Origin of the sequence: Saccharopolyspora sp. SCSIO 74807 (assembly GCF_037023755.1) — a bacterium.
Taxonomy (GTDB): domain Bacteria; phylum Actinomycetota; class Actinomycetes; order Mycobacteriales; family Pseudonocardiaceae; genus Saccharopolyspora_C; species Saccharopolyspora_C galaxeae.
Window position 1 is genome coordinate 2,569,962 of the sequence record NZ_CP146100.1, and the last position, 19,083, is coordinate 2,589,044.

Here is a 19,083-nt window from a genome sequence, read left to right on the forward strand (position 1 = left end):
CCGCGCGAACTCGGGTTCCGCCCGATGTCCCCGAGTCGTACTGTCCGGACGTGGACGCCCACCAGGTCGTTAACGAGTACGTGCTGCTCGGGCTACGCCTCGATCGGCTCGAACCCGGTGCCGTCGAAGCCTTCGCGGGCGATCCGCTGCTGCGCCATCGGGCTGCCCGCGAGGCACCTCCGGCACCGTCGCGGCTGGTAGCGAGCGTGCAGCGGCTTCGCGCGGCACTGCCCGGCTGCGGCCTTTCCGCGCCGCGCGAGGAGTTCATCACCGCCCAGCTCCCCGCGCTGGAATGCACCGCGCACCGGCTCGCCGGGCGAGAGCTCCCGCTCGCGGACACCGCCGAGCGCTGCTTCCAGGTGCACCCGCGGCCCGGCGACCCGGACGACTACCGGCGGGTGCACGCGGAACTCGCCGCGGTGCTGCCGGGCCGCGGAGATCCCGCGATCCGGCTCGCTCGCCTGCGCGCGGCCGAGGCGGTGCCCGCTGACTCGCTTTCCGCGGCGGTGTCGGCGCTTTCCCGCGCGTTGCGCGCGCAGGCGCGCGCGGAGATCGGGCTGCCCGCCCAGGAGTCCGTGCGCTTCCGGCTCGTCCGCGATCGTCCCTGGACCGGCTTGCACCGCTACCTCGGCGACTTCCGCTCGCTGGTCGCGGTGAACGCCGATCACGAGCATTGGGCGGGTCAGCTCCCGTGGCTGGTGGCGCACGAGTCCTACCCCGGGCATCACACCGATCAGTGCCGCAAGGAGAGCGCGTCCGCGCAGCGGCCGGAACTAGCACTGGCGTTGCGGGACACGCCGCAGAGCGTGATCTCCGAAGGACTCGCCGATCTCGGCCTCCGGATCGCGGTAGGGCCGGGCTGGGGCCGGTGGGCCGCCGAGGTGCTGGCAGGCGCCGGTGTGGCCATGGACGGTGAGCTGGCGGAGCGGGTGCAGGGGCTGCTGCGGCAGCTGAGCCGGGTCCGCTGGGATGCGGCGCTGCTGCTGCACGATCGCGGCGCTGATGCGGGCACCGCTGTCCGGCATCTGCGCCGATGGGGGCTGATGTCCGAACGGCGGGCCCGTGCGCTGGTGGAGTTCCTCGCGGATCGGCGCCGAGCCGTCCGCACCGCCGCCTACGTCGAAGGCGGCCGGCTGGTGGGCTCTTGGCTCGGCGCCTGCCCGGCGCGTGGTGACCGGGTGCGGCGATTGCTGGACGAGGCGTGGACTCCGCGCGCGCTGGCGCGGGAGCTCGGGTGCCTGCCGCAGGCCGAGGCCGGGTGCTCCGTTCGGCGGTAGCCGGCCGCGATGACCGGTACAGCCGGTCGCTCACTCGATCAGACCAATGTGGACACCGTGTTGATCACCGCACGTGCGTGCTCCCGCGTCGTTCCGGGCGTCGGCGTTGAACGGCGGGTGAATTCCGGAGAACCCTTGCTCACCAGGGCATTCGTTCGGTGTCCCGGGATTCCGGGGTGAGCGGAAAACCGACATAACGGGCGCGGATGTGAAGTCCGGTCGACCATCCGGCGAATCACCTGTGTGGTCGCCTGCCCAGAACCGAACCACGCAGGTAGCGTCCGCAAGTGACGGGTCGACGTGTGAATGACCCGTCCGGGGAGGCCCTGACCGTGGCTGTTGGCTGGATCGGACGGTATCACCGTCCACCGTGGTCGCTCGGGGCCGGTGCGCGGCCCCCGCGGCTGCGCCGGACCGCCCGCCGGTCCGGCCAGGCCAGGGCAGGGGCAGGCCCGGCCCGCCGACAAGCGGGTGTGCGCGCCACGCCCGCGAGGGAGTAGCCGTGACCACACGACGTTCCCAGCCCACAGCGGAGCACCCGGCCGAGACCGGTGTTCCCGCAGGCGTCCCGAATCCGGTCGAGCTCCGCACTTACGTGCTGGACACCTCGGTCCTGCTGTCCGATCCGTGGGCGATGACCCGCTTCGCCGAGCACAGCGTGGTGCTGCCGCTGGTCGTGATCAGCGAGCTGGAGGGCAAGCGGCACCACCCCGAACTCGGGTGGTTCGCTCGCGAAGCCCTGCGCGGCCTCGACGAACTGCGGATCCGCAATGGGCGCCTGGACGCTCCGGTGCAGGTCGGAGAGCACGGCGGCACGTTGCACGTCGAGCTCAACCACTCCGACCCGGAGGTGCTGCCGCCGGGGTTCCGCACCGACTCCAACGACGCCCGGATCCTGGCCTGTTCGCTGAACCTGGCCGCCGACGGGTACCGGGTCACGCTGGTCACCAAGGACATGCCGCTGCGGGTGAAGGCCGCGTCGGTCGCCTTGGAAGCCGAGGAGTACCGGGCGCAGGACGTCGTTTCCACGGGCTGGAACGGCATGGCCGACCTGGACGTGCCGCCGAACGCGGTGGACACCCTGTTCAAGGAAGGCGTGGCCGACCTCGACGACGCCCGCGACCTGCCCGCGAACACCGGTCTTCGGATGCTGGCCGGGTCGCAGAGCGCGCTGGGCCGGGTCACCGCGGACAAGCAGGTGAAGCTGGTCCGCGGCGACCGGGAGGCGTTCGGGCTGCACGGGCGCTCCGCGGAGCAGCGGATCGCGCTGGACCTGCTGCTCGACCCGGAGGTCGGGATCCTCTCGCTCGGCGGCCGCGCCGGGACGGGCAAGTCGGCGCTGGCGTTGTGCGCCGGCTTGGAAGCCGTCATGGAGCGCCAGCAGCACCGCAAGGTCGTGGTGTTCCGGCCGGTGTACGCGGTGGGCGGTCAGGAACTCGGCTACCTGCCCGGCAGCGAGAACGACAAGATGCAGCCGTGGGCGCAGGCGGTCTTCGACACGCTCGGTGCGCTGGCCAGCGAGAACGTGCTCGACGAGGTCACCGACCGGGGCATGCTGGAAGTGCTGCCGCTGACCCACATCCGCGGCCGGTCGCTGCACGACTCGTTCGTGATCGTGGATGAGGCGCAGTCGCTGGAACGCAACGTGCTGCTCACGGTGCTTTCCCGGCTCGGGGCGAACTCCCGGGTGGTGCTCACGCACGACGTGGCGCAGCGGGACAACCTGCGTGTCGGCAGGCACGACGGGGTGGCCGCGGTGATCGAGAAGTTGAAGGGTCACCCGCTGTTCGCGCACATCACGCTGACCCGCTCGGAGCGTTCGCCGGTGGCGGCGCTGGTCACGGAGATGCTGGAGGGCGAGTTCACCCCCTGATCCGGACGACGACCGCCACGCCTCGGGCGACACGCCCGCGGATCACCTGATCGTCGTGAGTGGTTCGGAGTGAACGGACTGTTCGACCAACCTGTTGGGACGAGCGGTCCGTTCACTCGGAACGTCCGGCTCACCAGCCGGTCGGCAGCGGTCGGCCCTCGGCGAAACCGGCTGCGGACTGGATGCCGACCTGTGCGCTTTCGTGGAACTCCGCCAGATTTCGCGCACCGGCGTAGGTGCACGACGAGCGCAGACCGGAACTGATCTCGTCCAGCAGGTCCTCCACCCCGGGCCGCTGCGGATCGATCCGCATCCGGGAGCTGGAGATGCCCTCCTCGAACAGCGCCTTGCGCGCTTGGTCGAACGCGCTGTCGGTGCGGGTCCGGGCGCTGACGGCCCGCTTGGAAGCCATCCCGAAGGACTCCTTGTAAGCCCGCCCGTGCTCGTCGCGCAGCAGGTCGCCGGGCGACTCGTAGGTGCCGGCGAACCACGAGCCCACCATCACCGAGGCGGCACCGGCCGCCAGCGCGAGCGCGACGTCCCGCGGGTGGCGCACGCCGCCGTCGGCCCACACGTGCTTGCCCAGCTCGCGCGCCGCCGCGGCGCATTCGGCGACCGCGGAGAACTGCGGGCGGCCGACGCCGGTCATCATCCGCGTCGTGCACATCGCGCCCGGCCCTACGCCGACCTTGATCACGTCGGCGCCCGCTTCCGCCAGGTCGCGGACGCCTTCGGCGGTCACCACGTTGCCCGCGACCACCGGGACCGACGGGTCCAGCTCGCGCACCGACCGCAGCGCGCTGATCATCTTCTCCTGGTGGCCGTGCGCGGTGTCCACGACCAGCGCGTCCACGCCCGCGGCCAGCAGCGCGGCGGCCTTGGCTGGCACGTCCCCGTTCACGCCGACCGCGGCCGCGACCCGGAGCTTGCCCGCCCCGTCCAGCGCCGGGGCGTAGACCTCCGCGCGCAGCGAACCGCGCTGGGTGAGCACGCCCGCCAGCTTGCCCTCGGCGTCCACCGCGATCGCGAGCTGCCTGCCCTGCCGGTGCAGCTGCTCGAAAACCTCGCGGGGTTTGGTCTCCAGCGGCAGCACCACGGGGTTGCGATCGGCGACTTCGCCGACGCGGGCGAACCGGTCGACCCCGGTGCAGGCGGCCTCGTCGGCCACCCCGACCGGGCGGCCGTCCTCGTCGACGACGACCACCGCGCCGTGCGCGCGCTTCGGCAGCAAGTTGAGGACGTCGGTCACCGCGTCGTCGGGGCGCAGCACCAGCGGCGTGTCCCAGACGGGATGCCGCTCCTTCACCCAGGAAACGATCTCACCGACCGCGCTCGGCGCGACGTCTTGCGGGAGCACCACGAGACCGCCGCGGCGAGCGACGGTCTCGGCCATCCGGCGGCCCGCGACGGCGGTCATGTTGGCGACCACGATCGGCAGCGTCGTGCCCGAGCCGTCACCGGTGGCGAGGTCCACGTCGAACCGCGACTCCACGCCGGAGCGGCCGGGCGCGAGGAACACGTCGTCGTAGGTCAGGTCGGTGGTGGGCTGCTGCCCGTTCAAGAACTGCACAAGGCTCCACGATACGTGCCGGAGGTCGTGCGCAGGCCGGGTTAGAGGGAAAACGACTGGCTCACCCCGGCGCCCACCGAAGGTGTGACGCGATCTCATTGCGCCGTGCTCTTTGCCGGGACTACAGTCGCTGATGGCTGCGCACCGAGGTGCGTGGAAGTACGCCGGGACCCCCCGCCAGTGTGGTGGGACCCCGGCCTCTGCATTTCTGGGGTCATCGAACTTCGATCTCGATGCTGTGGACGGCATCCCCGATTATTTCCAAGTACGCCGGATTTCCTCGCTCAGCGGCGAGCACGGCCCCGCACACCACGTCGGGTATCCACAGCAGGGGCGTTGCCGTTCCAGGCGCGAAGCTTACGTGCAGGTGCTGCGATACCAGGCCCTTCCGGCGGCACGCACTGACGATCTGGCGGTCCAGCAGGTTGTTCCGCTCCTGGCGGGACTCCAGCAGAATCGAGTCGATCTTCATCGCGTCCAGCTCGACCAGCAGCGCTTCCAGACATTTCCGGCGGGCTCGTTCGGGCTTGAGCGCGCGGCCTCTTCCGATCACGACGTTGTGCATGAACGAGGCCTTCTGCACGACTTTCGCCAGGTCTGCGCGACGTCGTTCAGCCGACTTATACCAGTGGACCTTGTGCGGCCCGGACTGCAACGCGTAGAGCGCGTCGCGGATGGCTTCGGCTTCGGTCAGGTAGACGAGGCTGGCGGTGAGGATGTACACGCCGAGCGGGAGGTCGTAGGACTCGTCGGCGTAGGCGGCGAGGAACACGACCGGAATAAGATCGAGAACGCGAGTTCGAGAGCAAGCCGCTGCACCCGGACGTGTTCGGAGATCACCGGTTCCGGGCAGCGGCGGCTCGGGTCAGAGCTCTTCGCCGCTCCGGAGTGGCGGATTCGCCAAGCGGTTTTGCGGAGGCGGATCATCGCCGTTGCACTAGCCGGCACAGTCCTCCGAAGGTGTGGCGTGATCTCGTTGCGCCGTTTTCTTCATCGGGACTAGAGTTGGCCGTAGCTGCGCACCGAGGTGCGTGGAAGTAAGCCGGGACCCCCCGCCGGAGGCGGGACCCCGGCCTCTGCGTTTCTGGGGCTGTTCCTTCTCATCTGGCATCGATGTGGAGCTGCAGCGCGCTGTCCGCGAGCTGTTCCAAGTAGCTCCCGTCGCCGCGATGCGCGGCCAGCACCGCACCGCACACGATGTCCGGCAGCCACAGCAGAGGTTCGGCGCCGCCGGGTACGAAGTCGAGGTGCAGCGCATCGGAGATGATCCGCTTCCGGCGGCATACCGCGACGGTCTGCTGGTCGAGCTTGTTGTTGCGCAGTTGCCGTGCTTCGGCGGTCAGCATCGTGATTCCCGATGCTTCCACCTCTGGTAATAGCGCTTCCAGGCACTTTCGCCGAGCCCGTTCCGTGTGCAGCGGAATCCCGGTGCCGACGACAACGGTGCTGACGCAAGCGAGCGAACTGATCACCTTGACGAACTCGCTTCGCCGACTCGGTGGCTCTTTGCTCCAGTGCAGCTTGGCGGCGCCCGCTTGCAAAGCGTGCAGGGCATCGCGGATGGTTTCGGCTTCGGTCAGGTCGACGAGGCTGGCGGTGAGGATGTACACGCCGAGCGGGAGGTCGTAGGACTCGTCGGCGTAGGCGGCGAGGAACACGACCGGAATAAGATCGAGAACGCGAGTTCGAGAGCAAGCCGCTGCACTCGGACGTGTTCGGAGATCACCGGTTCCGGGCAGCGGCGGCTCGGGTCAGAGCTCTTCGCCGCTGAGCATCGGCTCGAACGACCGGTAGGCCGCGTAGTTGCGGAAGAACCGGCTGTAGAGCTCGGAGCCGTCGTCGAAGGTGGCGTCCTCGACCTGCTTGACCTCGACGATCTCCTTGAACTTCCAGGTGATCAGCTCGCCGTCCTCGTTGTGGTAGCTGGTCGCCTGCTGCTTGCCGTAGTCGGTGGCCTTCTCCTTCGCCTCCGCGGCGGACTCGGCCTTGACCAGCACGAAGGATTCCTCGTACAGCTGCGGCTCGGCGGCGCTTTCCGCGCTGATCTCGATGAGCAGCAGCGCGACGTAGAACTCGGCATCGGCGGCGGAGGCGCGGACCTGGAAGTCCCGCGGGTCGATGCTGCCGGAGCCGATGTCGATCGAGCCGACCTGCTCGTCGGCGAGTTCCTCGGCAGCCTCGGCGGGGATGTCGTCGTCGCTGGGTGTGCTCATACCTCCAGTTTCGCATCCGGCTCGGCTCCGCCCGGGAGCATGGCCCGCACGGCTTCGACGGAGTCGGCGGAGCCGGCGTCCTTGTCCGGGCGGTAGCGCAGCACCCGCGCGAACCGCAGCGCCACTCCGCCCGGGTAGCGGGTGCTGAGCTGCACGCCGTCCAGCTCGATCTCCACGACCAGTTCCGGCGCCAGGTGCACCGTCCAGTCGTCGCGGTGCGTCTCGTGCCTGGGGAATTCACTGGTCTGCCAGGCGAGCAGCTCGTCGGTGAGTCCTTTGAACGTCTTGCCCACCATGATCGGCGGCCCGCCGTCCGGGTCGCGGGCGCCCAGGTGCAGGTTCGACAGGTGGCCGCTGCGGCGGCCGTGGCCCCATTCCGCGGCCAGCACCACGAGATCCAGCGTGTGCGACGGCTTGATCTTGCGCCAGGTCCGGCCGCGCCGCCCCGCCGCGTACACCGAATCCAGGGCTTTGACGACCACGCCCTCGTGCCCGGCGTCGAGCGATTCGTCGAGCAGCGTCGCGGCCTGCTCGGAATCCGCGCCGGCCCGCACTCCCGGGATGCGGTGCCCGGCCGCGACGTGGTGCAGCGCGTCCAGCCGCCGGCGCAGCGGCTCGTCCACCAGGTCGGTGCCGTCCAAGTGCAGGCAGTCGAAGAAGTAGGGCCGCAGCACCTCGTCGCGCGGGCTCTGCGCGCCGAACCGGGCCATCGTCTCCTGGAACGGGCGGGGCCTGCCGGAGTCGGTGAGCGCGAGCGTTTCCCCGTCCAGCACCACCGATTCGCAGTCCAGCCCGCGCACCAAGGCCACCAGTTCGGGCACCTGACCGGTGATCTCCCGCAGCGTGCGGGTGTAGACGTGCACCTCGTCGGCAGCGCGGTGCACCTGGATCCGCGCACCGTCCATTTTGTACTCGACGCTGCACTCGCCGAGTTCGCCCAGCGTTTCCGCCAAGGTTTCGGCGGGGGAGGCGAGCATCGGCCGCAACGGCCTGCCCACCTCCAGCCGGAACTCCGCGAGCGCAGCCGCGCCGCCGGTCAGCGCCGCTTCCGCGGTGGCGGGCAGCCGCCCGGAGAGCATGAACGCGCGGCGCACCGCCTCCCCGGGCACCTCGGCCGCTTCGGCGACGGCCTCCACCATGACGCCTTCCAGCGCGCCCTGGCGCAGTTCGCCGCCGAGCAGCCGGATCAGGAACCCCTGTTCGGCGGCGGTGGCGCGGCCGAGCAGCTCGGTCAGCGCGGCCACCCGCCGACGACCCGAACCGGAGCCGGTGATCCCGCGCAGCTCGCCGATCGCCGCATCCACCTCCAGGACGCTCAGCGAGGACTCCGCCGCGGGCGCCACGTCCAGTTCGGACAGCGTCGACCAGCCCACGCCCGCGCGTCCGCCGGGCAGCTCGCCCGCGAGCAGCGCGGTGGCCGGCCGGATCTCGGCGGCCGTCAGCTCGGTGAGCAGACCGGCGATCGCGGCCACCTTCGACTTCCGGGACCGGGTGGCCGCGACTTCGGCGGACGCGGCCACGACCGCGGCGAGCGAAACCATGCGCCCATGGTGCGCGCGAACCCCGCCAGCGCGCTGCCACCGGCCGGCCACTGTGGAACCGCGGCGGCGTTGCGGCACGTCCCAGTGCTCATCCGGAACGAATGGGGGTGTTCCGGGCCGGCCGTGCGCCTCACCGCGAGGCGCACGGCCACGACCTCACCCGGCCGGCCTCACTTGGCCTGGGCCATCCCGAGCACGTCCAGCGCGGTGTCCAACTGCTCCAGCGTCAGCTTGCCGGAGTCGACGTGCCCGCGTTCCAGCACGACCTCGCGGATCGTCTTGCGCTCCTTGAGCGCCTGCTTCGCGACCGAAGCCGCCTCCTCGTAGCCGACGTAGCGGTTCAGCGGCGTCACGATCGACGGCGAACCCTCGGCGTACTCGCGGGCGCGGTCGGCGTTCGCCTCCACCCCGGCGAAGACCTTGTCCGCCAGCAGCCGGGAAACCGCCGCCAGCAGCCGCGCCGACTCCAGCACGTTGCGCGCGATCACCGGCAGGTTCACGTTCAGCTGGAAGTTGCCCTGCGCACCTGCGAAGGAGACCGCCGCGTCGTTGCCGATGACCTGCGCGACGACCTGCAGCGTGGCCTCCGGGATCACCGGGTTCACCTTGCCCGGCATGATCGAGGAGCCGGGCTGCAGGTCCGGCAGCGCCAGCTCGGCCAGACCGGTGCGCGGGCCGGATCCCAGCCAGCGCAGATCGTTGGCGATCTTGTTCAGGCTGACCGCGACGGTGCGCAGGTTGCCCGAGGTCTCCACCACGCCGTCCTGGCTGGCCTGCGCCTCGAAGTGGTCGCGGGCCTCGGTCAGCGGCAGGCCGGTCACCCGCGCGAGCTCCTCGGAGACCGCCTTGCCGAAGCCCTCCGGCGCGTTGAGCCCGGAACCGACGGCGGTCCCGCCGATGGGCAGCTCGCCCAGCCGGTCCAGCCCGGCCTTGAGCCGTTCCACGCCGAAGCGCACCTGCGATGCCCATGCGCCCGCTTCCTGGCCGAGCGTGATCGGCACCGCGTCCATCAGGTGCGTGCGCCCGGACTTCACGACCTCGGCCCAGTCGGCGGCGCGCTGCTCGATGCCCGCGGCCAGGTGCTCCAGCGCCGGGACGACCTCGGCGAGCACGGCCTCGGTGGCCGCGACGTGGATCGTGGTCGGGAACGTGTCGTTGGACGACTGCGAGGCGTTGACGTGGTCGTTCGGGTGCACGTCGCGGCCCAGCGAGCGGGTGGCCAGGGTCGCGATGACCTCGTTGGCGTTCATGTTCGACGACGTGCCGGAGCCGGTCTGGAACACGTCGATCGGGAAGTGCTCGTCGTGGCGGCCTTCGGCGACCTCGTCGGCCGCCGCGGCGATCGCCTCGGCCATGTCGGCCTCGAGGATGCCGAGCTTGCCGTTGACCCGGGCGGCCGCGGCCTTGAGCAGCCCGAGCGCGCGGACCTGGGACCGCTCCAGCCCGCTCCCGGAGATCGGGAAGTTCTCCACCGCGCGCTGCGTTTGCGCGCGGTAGAGGGCCGCGGCGGGCACTTTGACCTCACCCATCGTGTCGTGTTCGATCCGGTAGTCCTGTTCAGCCATGCAGGAAGTGTCCACCGCCGGGGCCGCGGTGGTCAGTATGGGTCGCCCCACGCCGAGCCGGTCACCTGGCCGGACGCGCCGAGCTGGACCGATATAGGTGACCAAGGTCGTCGCCGCGGGCGTGGAACGGCCCGCGCGCAGCGGAACGGGTCTAGGCTCGGCTGTGATCCACGTTGCACTGCCGGGGAGTGGGCATGGCCGAGCCGCATGAAGTCGATCTGCTCGTCGTGGGGGCCGGGCCGACCGGTCTGTACGCGGCCTACTACGCGGGTTTCCGGGATCTGTCGGTGGCGCTGGTCGATTCGCTGCCGGAACCCGGCGGGCAGGTCACCGCGATGTACCCGGAAAAGATGATCTTCGATGTGGCCGGTTTCCCCGCGGTGCGCGGCCGCGACCTGGTCACCGCGCTGGTCGAGCAGGCCGCTCAGTACCAGCCGCGCTACCTGCTGGGGCGGGACGCGACCGAACTGTCCGATGAGGACGGTTCCGTCGTCGTGTCGGCAGGTGCGGAGCAGGTGCGCGCCCGCGCGGTGCTGATCACCGCTGGGATCGGGGAGTTCACCCCGCGCCCGCTTCCCGCGGGTGGCGATTGGCTGGGCCGCGGCGTGGTGCACTTCGTCCCGGAGCTGGCCGTGCACGCCGGGCAGGACGTGCTGGTCGTCGGCGGCGGGGACTCCGCGTTCGACTGGGTGCTGGCGCTGCAGCCGATCGCCCGCAGCGTCACGCTCGTGCACCGCCGCGCGCGGTTCCGCGCGCAGGCCGGGCTGGTGCGCAAGGTCGAAGACCTCGGCGTTCCGCTGATCACCGAGGCGCAGGTCGCCGAGGTGCGCGGCGACGAGAACGGGGTGCACGAGGTCGAGATCGAGGTGGGGGAGCAGCGGCGGGTGCTGCCCGCGCAGACGGTCGTCGCCGCGCTCGGGTTCACCGCCGATCTGGGGCCGATCGAGCAGTGGGGGCTCGACCTGGACAAGCGCAGCATCAAGGTGGACACCACCATGCGCACCAACCGGGAGAAGATCTACGCCGCCGGGGACGTGGCGAGCTACCCGGGCAAGGTCAAGCTCATCGCGACCGGGTTCGGCGAGGCCGCCACCGCGGTCAACAACATCGCCGTGGAGCTCGACCCCGCCGCGCACCTCTTCCCCGGGCACTCCTCGAACAAGGGCTGACCCCGGGAATGGAAACGGCCGCCCTCCCCCGGAGGAGGGCGGCCGCGTCGGTGGGGTTCGTTCGCCGAACCCTTTTCCAGGTGTCAGGCGCCGGTGTTCTGCTCGACCCAGTCGGACAGCGCCGAGACGTCGGTGTAGATCGACGGTCCGGTGGCGCAGTTCGAGTCGTTGTTGCCCGCGCGGCTGGTCGCGCCGATCAGCTCCCAGTTGCCGGGGGTGCCCTTGATCTGCGGCCCGCCGGAGTCGCCGTAGCAGGCGCCGGAGTCGCCGCCGGGGTTCGACGTGCAGATCTCGGACTCGCCGGTGATGCCGCTGCACTCGCCGTCGTCGACGATCGAGGTGTCCAGTTCCTGCAGGTTGGCCGGTGCTTCACCGCCGGGCGCCGGGCTAGTCTGGCCCCAGCCGATGATGCGGGTCTCGGTGCCGGTCGCGCCGGACTCGGCCGCGATCGGGATCGGCGCCGCCGAAACCGCCTTGTCCAGCTTGAACACCGCGATGTCCGCGGACGGGTGGACGTTGATCTCGCTGACGCCCGCCTCTTCGCCGCCGCTGGCGTGCTGCAGGCTGCCCACCCGCACCTGGAACTGGTCGGGCTGGCCGCCCTCGACGCAGTGCGCGGCGGTGACCGCCCAGTCCGGCTTGATCAGCGAGGCGCCGCAGCTGTGCGAGCCGCCGTTCTGCAGGGAGATCATGAACGAGTAGGGCTCGGCGGCGTCGTGCCCGCCGACGATCAGCGGCGCCGGGTCGTCGGCTGCTGCGGCGGGCGAGGCCATCGCCGCAGCGGCGCCCACGGCGAGCGCTCCGGTCAGCAGGGGGCGGATGCGCATGAGGTGAGGTCCTTCCGTCGGCCCGGCCGCGGCCGGGAGTGCCGTCCCGGCCCGGAACAGCCGGAATGATCACCGACGGTAAGGATCTCCACTCGTTCGAGGCACCGACTTTCGGTGGGGCTGCGCTGACCCCAACGCAGGTGTGCCGCGTACCCGCGGCAACGTCGCAGCTCACGGCTTCAAACGCACCGAATTCGGAAAATACCGGTAAAAACCCGCGCCCGAACCCGGCCCGAGCGAACGGACCGTTCGTCCCATTAGATTGGTCCAACAGGCCGTTCACTCGGCGATCTCGCCGGAGCGAACGGAACTTCGGTCCGAATGGATCGGGAGCGGTCCGTTCGCTCCGGGGAGGATCGCGGTCAGGCGCCGTGCCGGCCGGTGTCCTGGCCGTCCAGGTCGACGTTGGAGTACTCGCGCAGCTTCGCCAGCCGGTGCGAACCCTCGATCACCCGCACCGTGCCGGACTTCGACCGCATCACGATCGACTGCGTGCTGCACCGGTTCGCGCGGTAGTGCACGCCCTTCAGCAGCGCCCCGTCGGTGATCCCGGTGGCGCAGAAGAACACGTTGTCCCCGCGCACCAGGTCCGAGGTCGTCAGCACTCGCTCCACGTCGTGCCCGGCGTCGATCACCTGCTGCCGCTCGGTGTCGTCCTTCGGCCACAGCCGCGTCTGGATCTCGCCGTCCATGCACTTGAGCGCGGAGGCGGTGATGATGCCCTCCGGCGTACCGCCGATCCCCATCAGCATGTCCACGCCGCTGTCCGGGCGGGCCGCCGCGATCGCGCCCGCGACGTCGCCGTCCGAGATGAACTGGATCCGGGCGCCCGCCTCGCGCACCTCGGAAACCAGCTTGTCGTGCCGCGGCCGGTCCAGGATGCACACCGTCACGTCCGAGACGTCGATGTGCTTGGCCTTGGCGACCCGGCGGACGTTCTCGGCGACCGGCGCGGAGATGTCCACCACGTCCGCCGCTTCCGGTCCCACCGCCAGCTTCTCCATGTAGAACACCGCCGAGGGGTCGAACATCGCGCCGCGCTCGGCCACCGCGAGCACCGCGAGCGCGTTCGGCATCCCCTTGCTCAGCAGCGTGGTGCCGTCGATCGGGTCCACCGCGACGTCGCACTCGGGGCCGTTGCCGTTGCCGACCTCTTCGCCGTTGAACAGCATCGGCGCTTCGTCCTTCTCGCCTTCGCCGATGACCACGACGCCGCGCATCGACACGGTGCCGATCAGCTTGCGCATCGCGTCCACGGCGGCGCCGTCGCCGGAGTTCTTGTCGCCGCGCCCGGTCCAACGGCCGCCGGCCATCGCGGCGGCCTCGGTGACCCGCACGAGTTCCATCGCGAGGTTGCGGTCAGGCGCTTCGTGGCGGCTCTGCGTGGTGGACGTGCTCATCGCGCCTCCCGGTCGGCGAACTGGGCTGTGCATCGGCGCGCGGGCGAGGCGCGCTCGTGTTCACGGATCTTCCCAGATCGCACACCCCGAGGCCGGGTCACGTGGGCGAGGCCACGCTCCGCCTCGGGCCGGATGGTCCCGGGCTCACTCGGACTCGGCGGGCTCCTCCACCGATGCCAGCGCGCGCTCCACGCGTTCCCGGGCGCCCGCGAGGTGCCGTTCGCACACCGTGGCCAGCGCTTCGCCGCGTTCCCACAGCGCCAGCGAGTCCTCGAGCGACAGCCCACCTGCCTCGAGCTGCTTGACCACCTCGGCCAGCTCGTCCCGCGCCTGCTCGTAGCCGAGTTCGGCGACTTCGGGGTGATCGGCGACCGGGTCGAACTGCTCGTCCTGCTGCTCGTTGGTCACGGGGCGGGGCTCTCCAGCTTCGCGGGCACGGACACCACGGCGGTCGCGATGGCCTGGTCGTAGCCGACGAACGCCTCGGCGAACTCGGCGCCGTCGCCTTCGCGGACCGCGTCGTTGATGCGCAATTGCGCTTCGGTGACCCTACGTCGGTGCGCGGCGCCGCGGCCGACCCACCACCTGGTTCCGCCGTAGCTGGAGGTCGCCTCGGCCAGCGCGCGCAATTTGACCGGCAGCGTCCTGCGCTCGCCGGCGTCGCAGCCGCCGAGCAGCGCAGTCCAGCAGTGGGCCGCGGCCGCATCGGCCTCCTGGGCGCACCGCCGCACCCGTTCCGCGCCGCCGAGGTCCGGTGAGCTGGTCACCGCGACGGTCAACGGGAGGAACGTGGGTTCCTGCGCTGACTGCACCACGACCTCCCCTTCACACCGGACGATGCGCGCCGCACCGTCATTCGGGTACGACGGCGCGCACCGCACCGTCAACGACTCGGACCCGCAGTTCGGTTCCCGGTGGCGCGTCCTCGACCGAGCGCAGGACACCGTCCGCGCCCTCGGGATCGACGCGCTGCACAACCGCGTACCCGCGAGCAAGAGTGGCCGCCGGACCGAGGGTCGTCAAGCGTGATCGAGTCGCGGCCATCGCGTGCCCCTCGGCGGTGAGCACCGTCGTGATCGCCCGCCGTGCCCGGTCCCGCGCCACCTGCACCTGCTCTGATCTGCGCTGCAGCGGTCCGTGCGGGTCGGCGAGCACCGGGCGGCTGCGCAACGAGTCCAGCAGCCTGCGCTCGCGATCCACCCATCCGTGTAGCGCCCGCCGGGCGCGGTCGCGCAGCTGCGCCACCCGCTGGGTCTCTTCGGCCATGTCCGGTACGACGCGTTTGCCCGCCCCGGTGGGGGTGGAGCAGCGCACATCGGCGACGTGGTCCAGCAGCGGTGAGTCCGGTTCGTGCCCGATCGCGCTGACCACCGGGGTGCGGCAGGTCGACACCGCCCGGCACAGCGCCTCGTCGGAGAACGGCAGCAGGTCCTCCACGCTGCCGCCGCCGCGGGCGAGCACGATCACGTCCACCTCGGGGTCGCGGTCCAGCTCGCCCAGCGCATCGAGGATCTGCGGCACCGCGGTCGAACCCTGCACGGCGACGTTGCGGATCTCGAAGCGCACCGCGGGCCAGCGCAGTTCGGCGTTGCTGAGCACGTCGTGCTCCGCGGCAGAGGCACGCCCGGTGACCAGGCCGATCTTGTTCGGCAGGAACGGCAGTGCGCGCTTGCGCGCCGGATCGAACAGCCCCTCGGCGCGCAGCAGCGCCCGGAGCCGTTCGATGCGGGCCAGCAGCTCGCCGACGCCGACCGCGCGGATCTCGTCGACCCGCAGGCTCAGCGTCCCGCGGCCGAGGAAGAACGAGAACTTGCCGTGCACCACCACGCGGCTGCCGTCGGTCAGCGGCGGATCCTGCTGGCGCAGCAGCGCCGACGAGCAGGTCAGGCTCAGCGATACCTCGGCGGACGGGTCGCGCAGCACCATGAACGCCGTCGCGTTGCCCTGCCGGATCTTGATCTGGGTGAGCTGACCTTCCACCCACACGTCGCCGAGCCGGTGGATCCAGTCGGCGACCTTGCGCGCCACGGTCCGCACCGGCCACGGCTGCTCCGGGCTGGTCGGAGTGGGGCTGCTCGATGCGCCCGGATTGTTCGGCGTCGGATTGTTCGGGGGCACCGCGCGCTCCTCTCCGCGTCCGGGCATCGACCGGCGCGATCATACGGCGCGCGTGCGCGATTCCTGCCGGGCAGCGGTGTTGCTTCGGCCGCGCAGCGGAACCTCGGTGCGGTGCGGACTCGCCCTGTGCGGCGGGACTGCTCGCTGCGCGGCGGAGCGCACTGCCTTGCAGCGGAGCTCACCGGTGCTCGCTGCTTGCCGCGGGACTCGTTGCCGTGCAGGGGTTTCCTGCCGCGGCGGAGCTCACTGCCGCAGGCGTTCCAGGCGGTTCGAGAGCATCCGCTCGAAATCCTGGCGCCGTGCGTGCTGCTGCTCGTGCTCCAGCAGCACCACCAGCTCGGACTCGGAGAACCCGCGCAGCTTGCCGCGCAGTTGCGGCAGGCTCATCTGGTCGTACTCCGGTAGCACCGCGAGGTCGTCGCCGAGCGCGGACGGTTCTCCCAGGTCGGTGACCGGTCCCGGTGCCGGCTCGGCCGTGCCCGTGCCGCCTGCGGCGTCGCCACCGGCGGGACCGGGCTGTTCGTCCTCGTCGAAGGTCGCCCACTCCGGCTGCTGCTCGGTGCCGCGCAGCGCGGACAGCGCCTCGTCGCCTTTGATGGCCAGTTCGGTGACCTGCTGCTGCACCCGCATCGACACTTGCAACGCCTGGCTGACGACGGTGACCGGCAGGCCGAGCAGCTGACCCGGCAGGCGCTTGGCCTCTTCGACGGTGACGGCCGCGAGCCCGGCCGCGACCCGGATCGGCAACGGAAACGACGACATGGCCACAGCCTGCCGCACGCGCCCGGCAGAAGCCATCGAACCCGTGCGGAATCTTGCACTCGCAGTACCTGTTCCCCGAACCGCGATTAGTCTGATCGAACTAGGCAGCGCATCCGGACGGCCCAATCGAGCCGTTGGGTCCACTCGTGATCACTGAACGTGCTCACGGAACCGGTGAGAGTGGGTCACGCAACGGAGCCATGAGCCGGTGGCCGGGCTGACCCTCACCGGGACGATCCGTACCCTTGAAACCATGACGACCTCGCCGCAGGCCACCGAGCCCGCCAACTCGGCAGACCACGCTGACCAGGCAGGACCCGGCGCAGCGCCGGACGCGACGAACTCGGCCGCTGCGCAGAAGCGGGTGCTGCTGGCCAAGCCCCGCGGCTACTGCGCCGGCGTGGACCGCGCCGTCGACACCGTCGAGAAGGCGCTGGAGACCTACGGTCCGCCGGTGTACGTGCGCAAGGAGATCGTGCACAACAAGCACGTCGTGCAGACCCTCGAAGAGCGCGGCGTGATCTTCGTGGAGGAGGCCTCCGAGGTCCCCGAGGGCGCGCTGGTCGTGTTCTCCGCGCACGGCGTTTCGCCCGCGGTGCACGAGGAGGCCAAGAACCGCAACCTGCGCACCATCGACGCCACCTGCCCGCTGGTGACGAAGGTGCACAAGGAGGTCAACCGGTTCGCCCGCGACGACTACGACATCCTGCTGATCGGTCACGAGGGCCACGAGGAGGTCGAGGGCACCTCGGGCGAGGCCCCGGACCGGGTGCAGCTGGTCGACAAGCCCGAGGACGTCGACAAGGTCGACGTGCGCGACCCGAACAAGGTCGTGTGGCTGTCGCAGACCACGCTCAGCGTGGACGAGACGATGGAGCGGGTCGACCAGATCAAGGACCGGTTCCCGGATCTGCAGGCGCCGCCGAGCGACGACATCTGCTACGCCACCTCCAACCGGCAGGTGGCGGTGAAGGCGATGGCCGCGGAATGCGATCTGGTCCTGGTGGTCGGCTCGCAGAATTCGTCCAATTCCAAGCGGCTGGTCGAGGTCGCGATGCAGGCGGGCGCCACCGACGCGCACCTGGTCGACTACGCTGAGCAGATCGAGGAATCCTGGTTCGACGACGTCTCCACCGTCGGCGTCACCAGCGGTGCTTCGGTGCCGGACGTGCTGGTCATGCAGGTTCTCGACCATCTCGCCGAGCGCGGCTGGGGTGATGTCGAGGAGGTCACCACCGCGAACGAGAAGGTGTCCTTCGCGCTGCCGCGGGAATTGCGCAAGGACCTCAAGGACAACCCGGACTCGCCCAAGGGCGTGCGCTGATCGAGCCTTCTGGCGGCCCGTTCCCGATTCTCGGGGGCGGGCCGTTTTGCTTTCACCGGAAGAACGTGTCGGGCGGCTCGAATTCGACTGGTGCGTTCGCTCCGGAGTCCGCGTGCGGCATTCTCCTCGCCACTTCGATGTTGGGGAGCGACCGGATCCGCCGCCCGTTCCGGTCGGACCGACGGTGGCGAAGTCCGCTCAGTCGAAGAAGTCGTCGCCCCGGGAACGCCGCGGGCGCCGCGGCGGTTCGCCGCCGGGTTTCTGCCCACCCGGATTCGGGCCGCCCTGCCTGGGGCCGCCCTGGCCGGGCCCGCCCTGCCGCGGTTGGCCCTGGCGAGGTTGGCCCTGGCGCGGCGGCTCGGCCCTGCCGCGGCCGGGCGCCGGCCGGCCGCCGCCCTCGCCGCGCCCGCCCCCGCGCGGAGGCTGTCCGCGTCCGGGCGGCGTGCCCCGCTCGCCGCCGCGCCCGCCGGAGCCGCGCCCCGGCGCGCGCTCACCGCGATCCGGTTTGCCTTCGCCGCGGGCACCGCCGGGCGCCGGTCGCGGTCTGCCGCCCTGCTCGGGAGCGGGACGGCCGCGCGCGGCACCCCCGGAGTCCGGCCGCGGCCGGTTGCCCTGCCCTTCGGCGGGGCGGCGCTGCGGACGGCCGCGCTCGTCCCGCTTCGCGCCTTCCTTGCTGCGAGCTTCCTGCTTCGCGGAGTCCTTCCGCGGCTGCCGGTCGCGGACCGGCTTCTTCTGCGCGGTCGCCTCCGGATCACCGCTTTCGGCGTCCCGCGCGCGTTGCAGCAGGAACATCCGCACCAGCCCGATCGCCACGCACACACCGGTGGTGGTCGCCATCATCGGGAAGCTGTTGATCAACGGGTTGACCAGTTCCAGCGCGAGGCCCGAGATGCCCTTGCTGCCCGATCCGGCGCCGAACGCCATCGCCAGCACCGGCACCACCAGCGTGACCAGCGGCGGCTGCACCATCGGCCCGAACACGCTCGCGCGCCGCACCAGCAGGACCGCCAGCACGCAGCCGATCACCAACCCCGAGTTGGTCAGCGTCGCGGTCTTGGCGTTGATCAGCAGGTCGGCTGCCGTGCCCAGCACCGCCAGGCCGAGTGCGAGCAGCAGCGCGCCCCATAGCGGGACGCCTCTGCGGTTGCCGAACGCGGACCGTTCGGACCATCGGGGGGCGCCGTCGTCGGGGGAGGGGGCGCTCTGGCGCTCGCGTGTGGCGGTCACAGGTGCCAACCGTAACTGCCCGGAGCGACCGCGGAACGGCCTCTCCGCTAGTCGGCCGCATGGCTGCGGGTTTTACCCCGAGGTGACCGGATCGTGATCATGGCGCGGCCGAACGGCGGCCGGGCCTCGGCCGAGCGGGCTGTGGACCTTGACACGGCGGGCCGGAAAACCTAACTTCGAGCAATCGTTTTCTCGTGGCCGGTTGCCTCGGGTGCCG

At 71.0% G+C, this 19,083-nt stretch carries 17 protein-coding genes; 4 read left to right on the plus strand and 13 right to left on the minus strand.

Going from position 1 to position 19,083, the window contains the following annotated elements; all coding sequences use genetic code 11:
- Positions 1 to 50: 50 nt before the first annotated feature.
- Together V1457_RS11790 and V1457_RS11795 are read left to right on the plus strand one after the other, a co-directional pair.
- Positions 51 to 1,277, plus strand: coding sequence for a DUF885 domain-containing protein (locus tag V1457_RS11790; protein WP_200069311.1), 1,227 nt, complete (start codon positions 51 to 53; stop codon positions 1,275 to 1,277).
- 502 nt (positions 1,278 to 1,779) lie between these two features.
- Positions 1,780 to 3,150: a PhoH family protein gene (locus V1457_RS11795; protein ID WP_200069312.1), complete on the plus strand. Its 1,371-nt coding sequence runs from the start codon at positions 1,780 to 1,782 to the stop codon at positions 3,148 to 3,150.
- A 130-nt stretch (positions 3,151 to 3,280) separates the two neighbouring features.
- Here V1457_RS11795 and V1457_RS11800 read toward each other — a convergent pair whose 3' ends face one another.
- The 6 genes from V1457_RS11800 to V1457_RS11825 form a co-directional block, all read right to left on the minus strand.
- Positions 3,281 to 4,720, minus strand: a complete 1,440-nt coding sequence (locus V1457_RS11800) for a GuaB1 family IMP dehydrogenase-related protein (protein ID WP_200069313.1) — start codon at positions 4,718 to 4,720, stop codon at positions 3,281 to 3,283.
- A 214-nt stretch (positions 4,721 to 4,934) separates the two neighbouring features.
- Positions 4,935 to 5,492, minus strand: a complete 558-nt coding sequence (locus tag V1457_RS11805) for a hypothetical protein (RefSeq protein ID WP_338603448.1) — start codon at positions 5,490 to 5,492, stop codon at positions 4,935 to 4,937.
- A 328-nt stretch (positions 5,493 to 5,820) separates the two neighbouring features.
- A complete protein-coding gene (locus tag V1457_RS11810) occupies positions 5,821 to 6,330 on the minus strand; it encodes a hypothetical protein (RefSeq protein WP_338603451.1) in 510 nt (169 codons plus the stop codon).
- A 141-nt stretch (positions 6,331 to 6,471) separates the two neighbouring features.
- Complete coding sequence (locus tag V1457_RS11815) at positions 6,472 to 6,933, minus strand: DUF4288 domain-containing protein (protein WP_200069315.1); 462 nt, start codon at positions 6,931 to 6,933, stop codon at positions 6,472 to 6,474.
- Positions 6,930 to 8,474, minus strand: coding sequence for an ATP-dependent DNA ligase (locus tag V1457_RS11820; protein WP_338603455.1), 1,545 nt, complete (start codon positions 8,472 to 8,474; stop codon positions 6,930 to 6,932). Before V1457_RS11820 ends, V1457_RS11815 begins: the two co-directional genes overlap by 4 nt.
- 170 nt (positions 8,475 to 8,644) lie before the next feature.
- Positions 8,645 to 10,039 carry a class II fumarate hydratase gene (locus V1457_RS11825; protein WP_338603458.1) on the minus strand — a complete coding sequence of 465 codons (1,395 nt, stop codon included), beginning with the start codon at positions 10,037 to 10,039 and terminating at the stop codon, positions 8,645 to 8,647.
- Positions 10,040 to 10,233: 194 nt separating this feature from the next.
- Here V1457_RS11825 and V1457_RS11830 point away from each other — a divergent pair, with 194 nt between their 5' ends.
- A complete protein-coding gene (locus V1457_RS11830) occupies positions 10,234 to 11,208 on the plus strand; it encodes an NAD(P)/FAD-dependent oxidoreductase (protein ID WP_338603461.1) in 975 nt (324 codons plus the stop codon).
- Positions 11,209 to 11,291: 83 nt separating this feature from the next.
- Here the strand turns inward: V1457_RS11830 and V1457_RS11835 are convergent, their stop codons facing one another.
- The 6 genes from V1457_RS11835 to V1457_RS11860 form a co-directional block, all read right to left on the minus strand.
- Positions 11,292 to 12,035 carry a trypsin-like serine protease gene (locus V1457_RS11835; RefSeq protein WP_200069319.1) on the minus strand — a complete coding sequence of 248 codons (744 nt, stop codon included), beginning with the start codon at positions 12,033 to 12,035 and terminating at the stop codon, positions 11,292 to 11,294.
- Positions 12,036 to 12,397: 362 nt separating this feature from the next.
- Positions 12,398 to 13,435: a class II fructose-bisphosphatase gene (glpX, locus tag V1457_RS11840; protein WP_200069320.1), complete on the minus strand. Its 1,038-nt coding sequence runs from the start codon at positions 13,433 to 13,435 to the stop codon at positions 12,398 to 12,400.
- A gap of 144 nt (positions 13,436 to 13,579) precedes the next feature.
- Positions 13,580 to 13,843, minus strand: a complete 264-nt coding sequence (locus tag V1457_RS11845; RefSeq protein WP_200069321.1) for an exodeoxyribonuclease VII small subunit — start codon at positions 13,841 to 13,843, stop codon at positions 13,580 to 13,582.
- Positions 13,840 to 14,247: a hypothetical protein gene (locus tag V1457_RS11850; RefSeq protein ID WP_200069322.1), complete on the minus strand. Its 408-nt coding sequence runs from the start codon at positions 14,245 to 14,247 to the stop codon at positions 13,840 to 13,842. Before V1457_RS11850 ends, V1457_RS11845 begins: the two co-directional genes overlap by 4 nt.
- Before the next feature lie 40 nt (positions 14,248 to 14,287).
- Positions 14,288 to 15,553, minus strand: coding sequence for an exodeoxyribonuclease VII large subunit (gene xseA / locus V1457_RS11855; protein WP_295147494.1), 1,266 nt, complete (start codon positions 15,551 to 15,553; stop codon positions 14,288 to 14,290).
- Positions 15,554 to 15,796: 243 nt separating this feature from the next.
- Entirely contained in the window at positions 15,797 to 16,315 is a 519-nt protein-coding gene (locus V1457_RS11860; RefSeq protein WP_338603468.1) for a lipid droplet-associated protein, read from the minus strand.
- Positions 16,316 to 16,568: 253 nt separating this feature from the next.
- Between V1457_RS11860 and V1457_RS11865 the strand changes: the two genes are divergently transcribed.
- Complete coding sequence (locus tag V1457_RS11865; RefSeq protein WP_200069325.1) at positions 16,569 to 17,639, plus strand: 4-hydroxy-3-methylbut-2-enyl diphosphate reductase; 1,071 nt, start codon at positions 16,569 to 16,571, stop codon at positions 17,637 to 17,639.
- Positions 17,640 to 17,837: 198 nt separating this feature from the next.
- On the opposite strand, the gene V1457_RS11870 is transcribed toward V1457_RS11865, so the two are convergent.
- Positions 17,838 to 18,866, minus strand: a complete 1,029-nt coding sequence (locus V1457_RS11870; protein WP_338603472.1) for a DUF6542 domain-containing protein — start codon at positions 18,864 to 18,866, stop codon at positions 17,838 to 17,840.
- Between the last annotated feature and the right edge of the window lie 217 nt (positions 18,867 to 19,083).

Bases quoted from the DNA above. Each gene is read 5' to 3' on its own strand.
- glpX (WP_200069320.1), bottom strand. From the start codon at position 13,435: ATGAGCACGTCCACCACGCAGAGCCGCCACGAAGCGCCTGACCGCAAC.
- V1457_RS11815 (WP_200069315.1), bottom strand. From the start codon at position 6,933: ATGAGCACACCCAGCGACGACGACATCCCCGCCGAGGCTGCCGAGGAA.
- V1457_RS11820 (WP_338603455.1), bottom strand. From the start codon at position 8,474: ATGGTTTCGCTCGCCGCGGTCGTGGCCGCGTCCGCCGAAGTCGCGGCC.
- V1457_RS11830 (WP_338603461.1), top strand. From the start codon at position 10,234: ATGGCCGAGCCGCATGAAGTCGATCTGCTCGTCGTGGGGGCCGGGCCG.
- V1457_RS11865 (WP_200069325.1), top strand. From the start codon at position 16,569: ATGACGACCTCGCCGCAGGCCACCGAGCCCGCCAACTCGGCAGACCAC.
- V1457_RS11860 (WP_338603468.1), bottom strand. From the start codon at position 16,315: ATGTCGTCGTTTCCGTTGCCGATCCGGGTCGCGGCCGGGCTCGCGGCC.
- V1457_RS11825 (WP_338603458.1), bottom strand. From the start codon at position 10,039: ATGGCTGAACAGGACTACCGGATCGAACACGACACGATGGGTGAGGTC.
- V1457_RS11835 (WP_200069319.1), bottom strand. From the start codon at position 12,035: ATGCGCATCCGCCCCCTGCTGACCGGAGCGCTCGCCGTGGGCGCCGCT.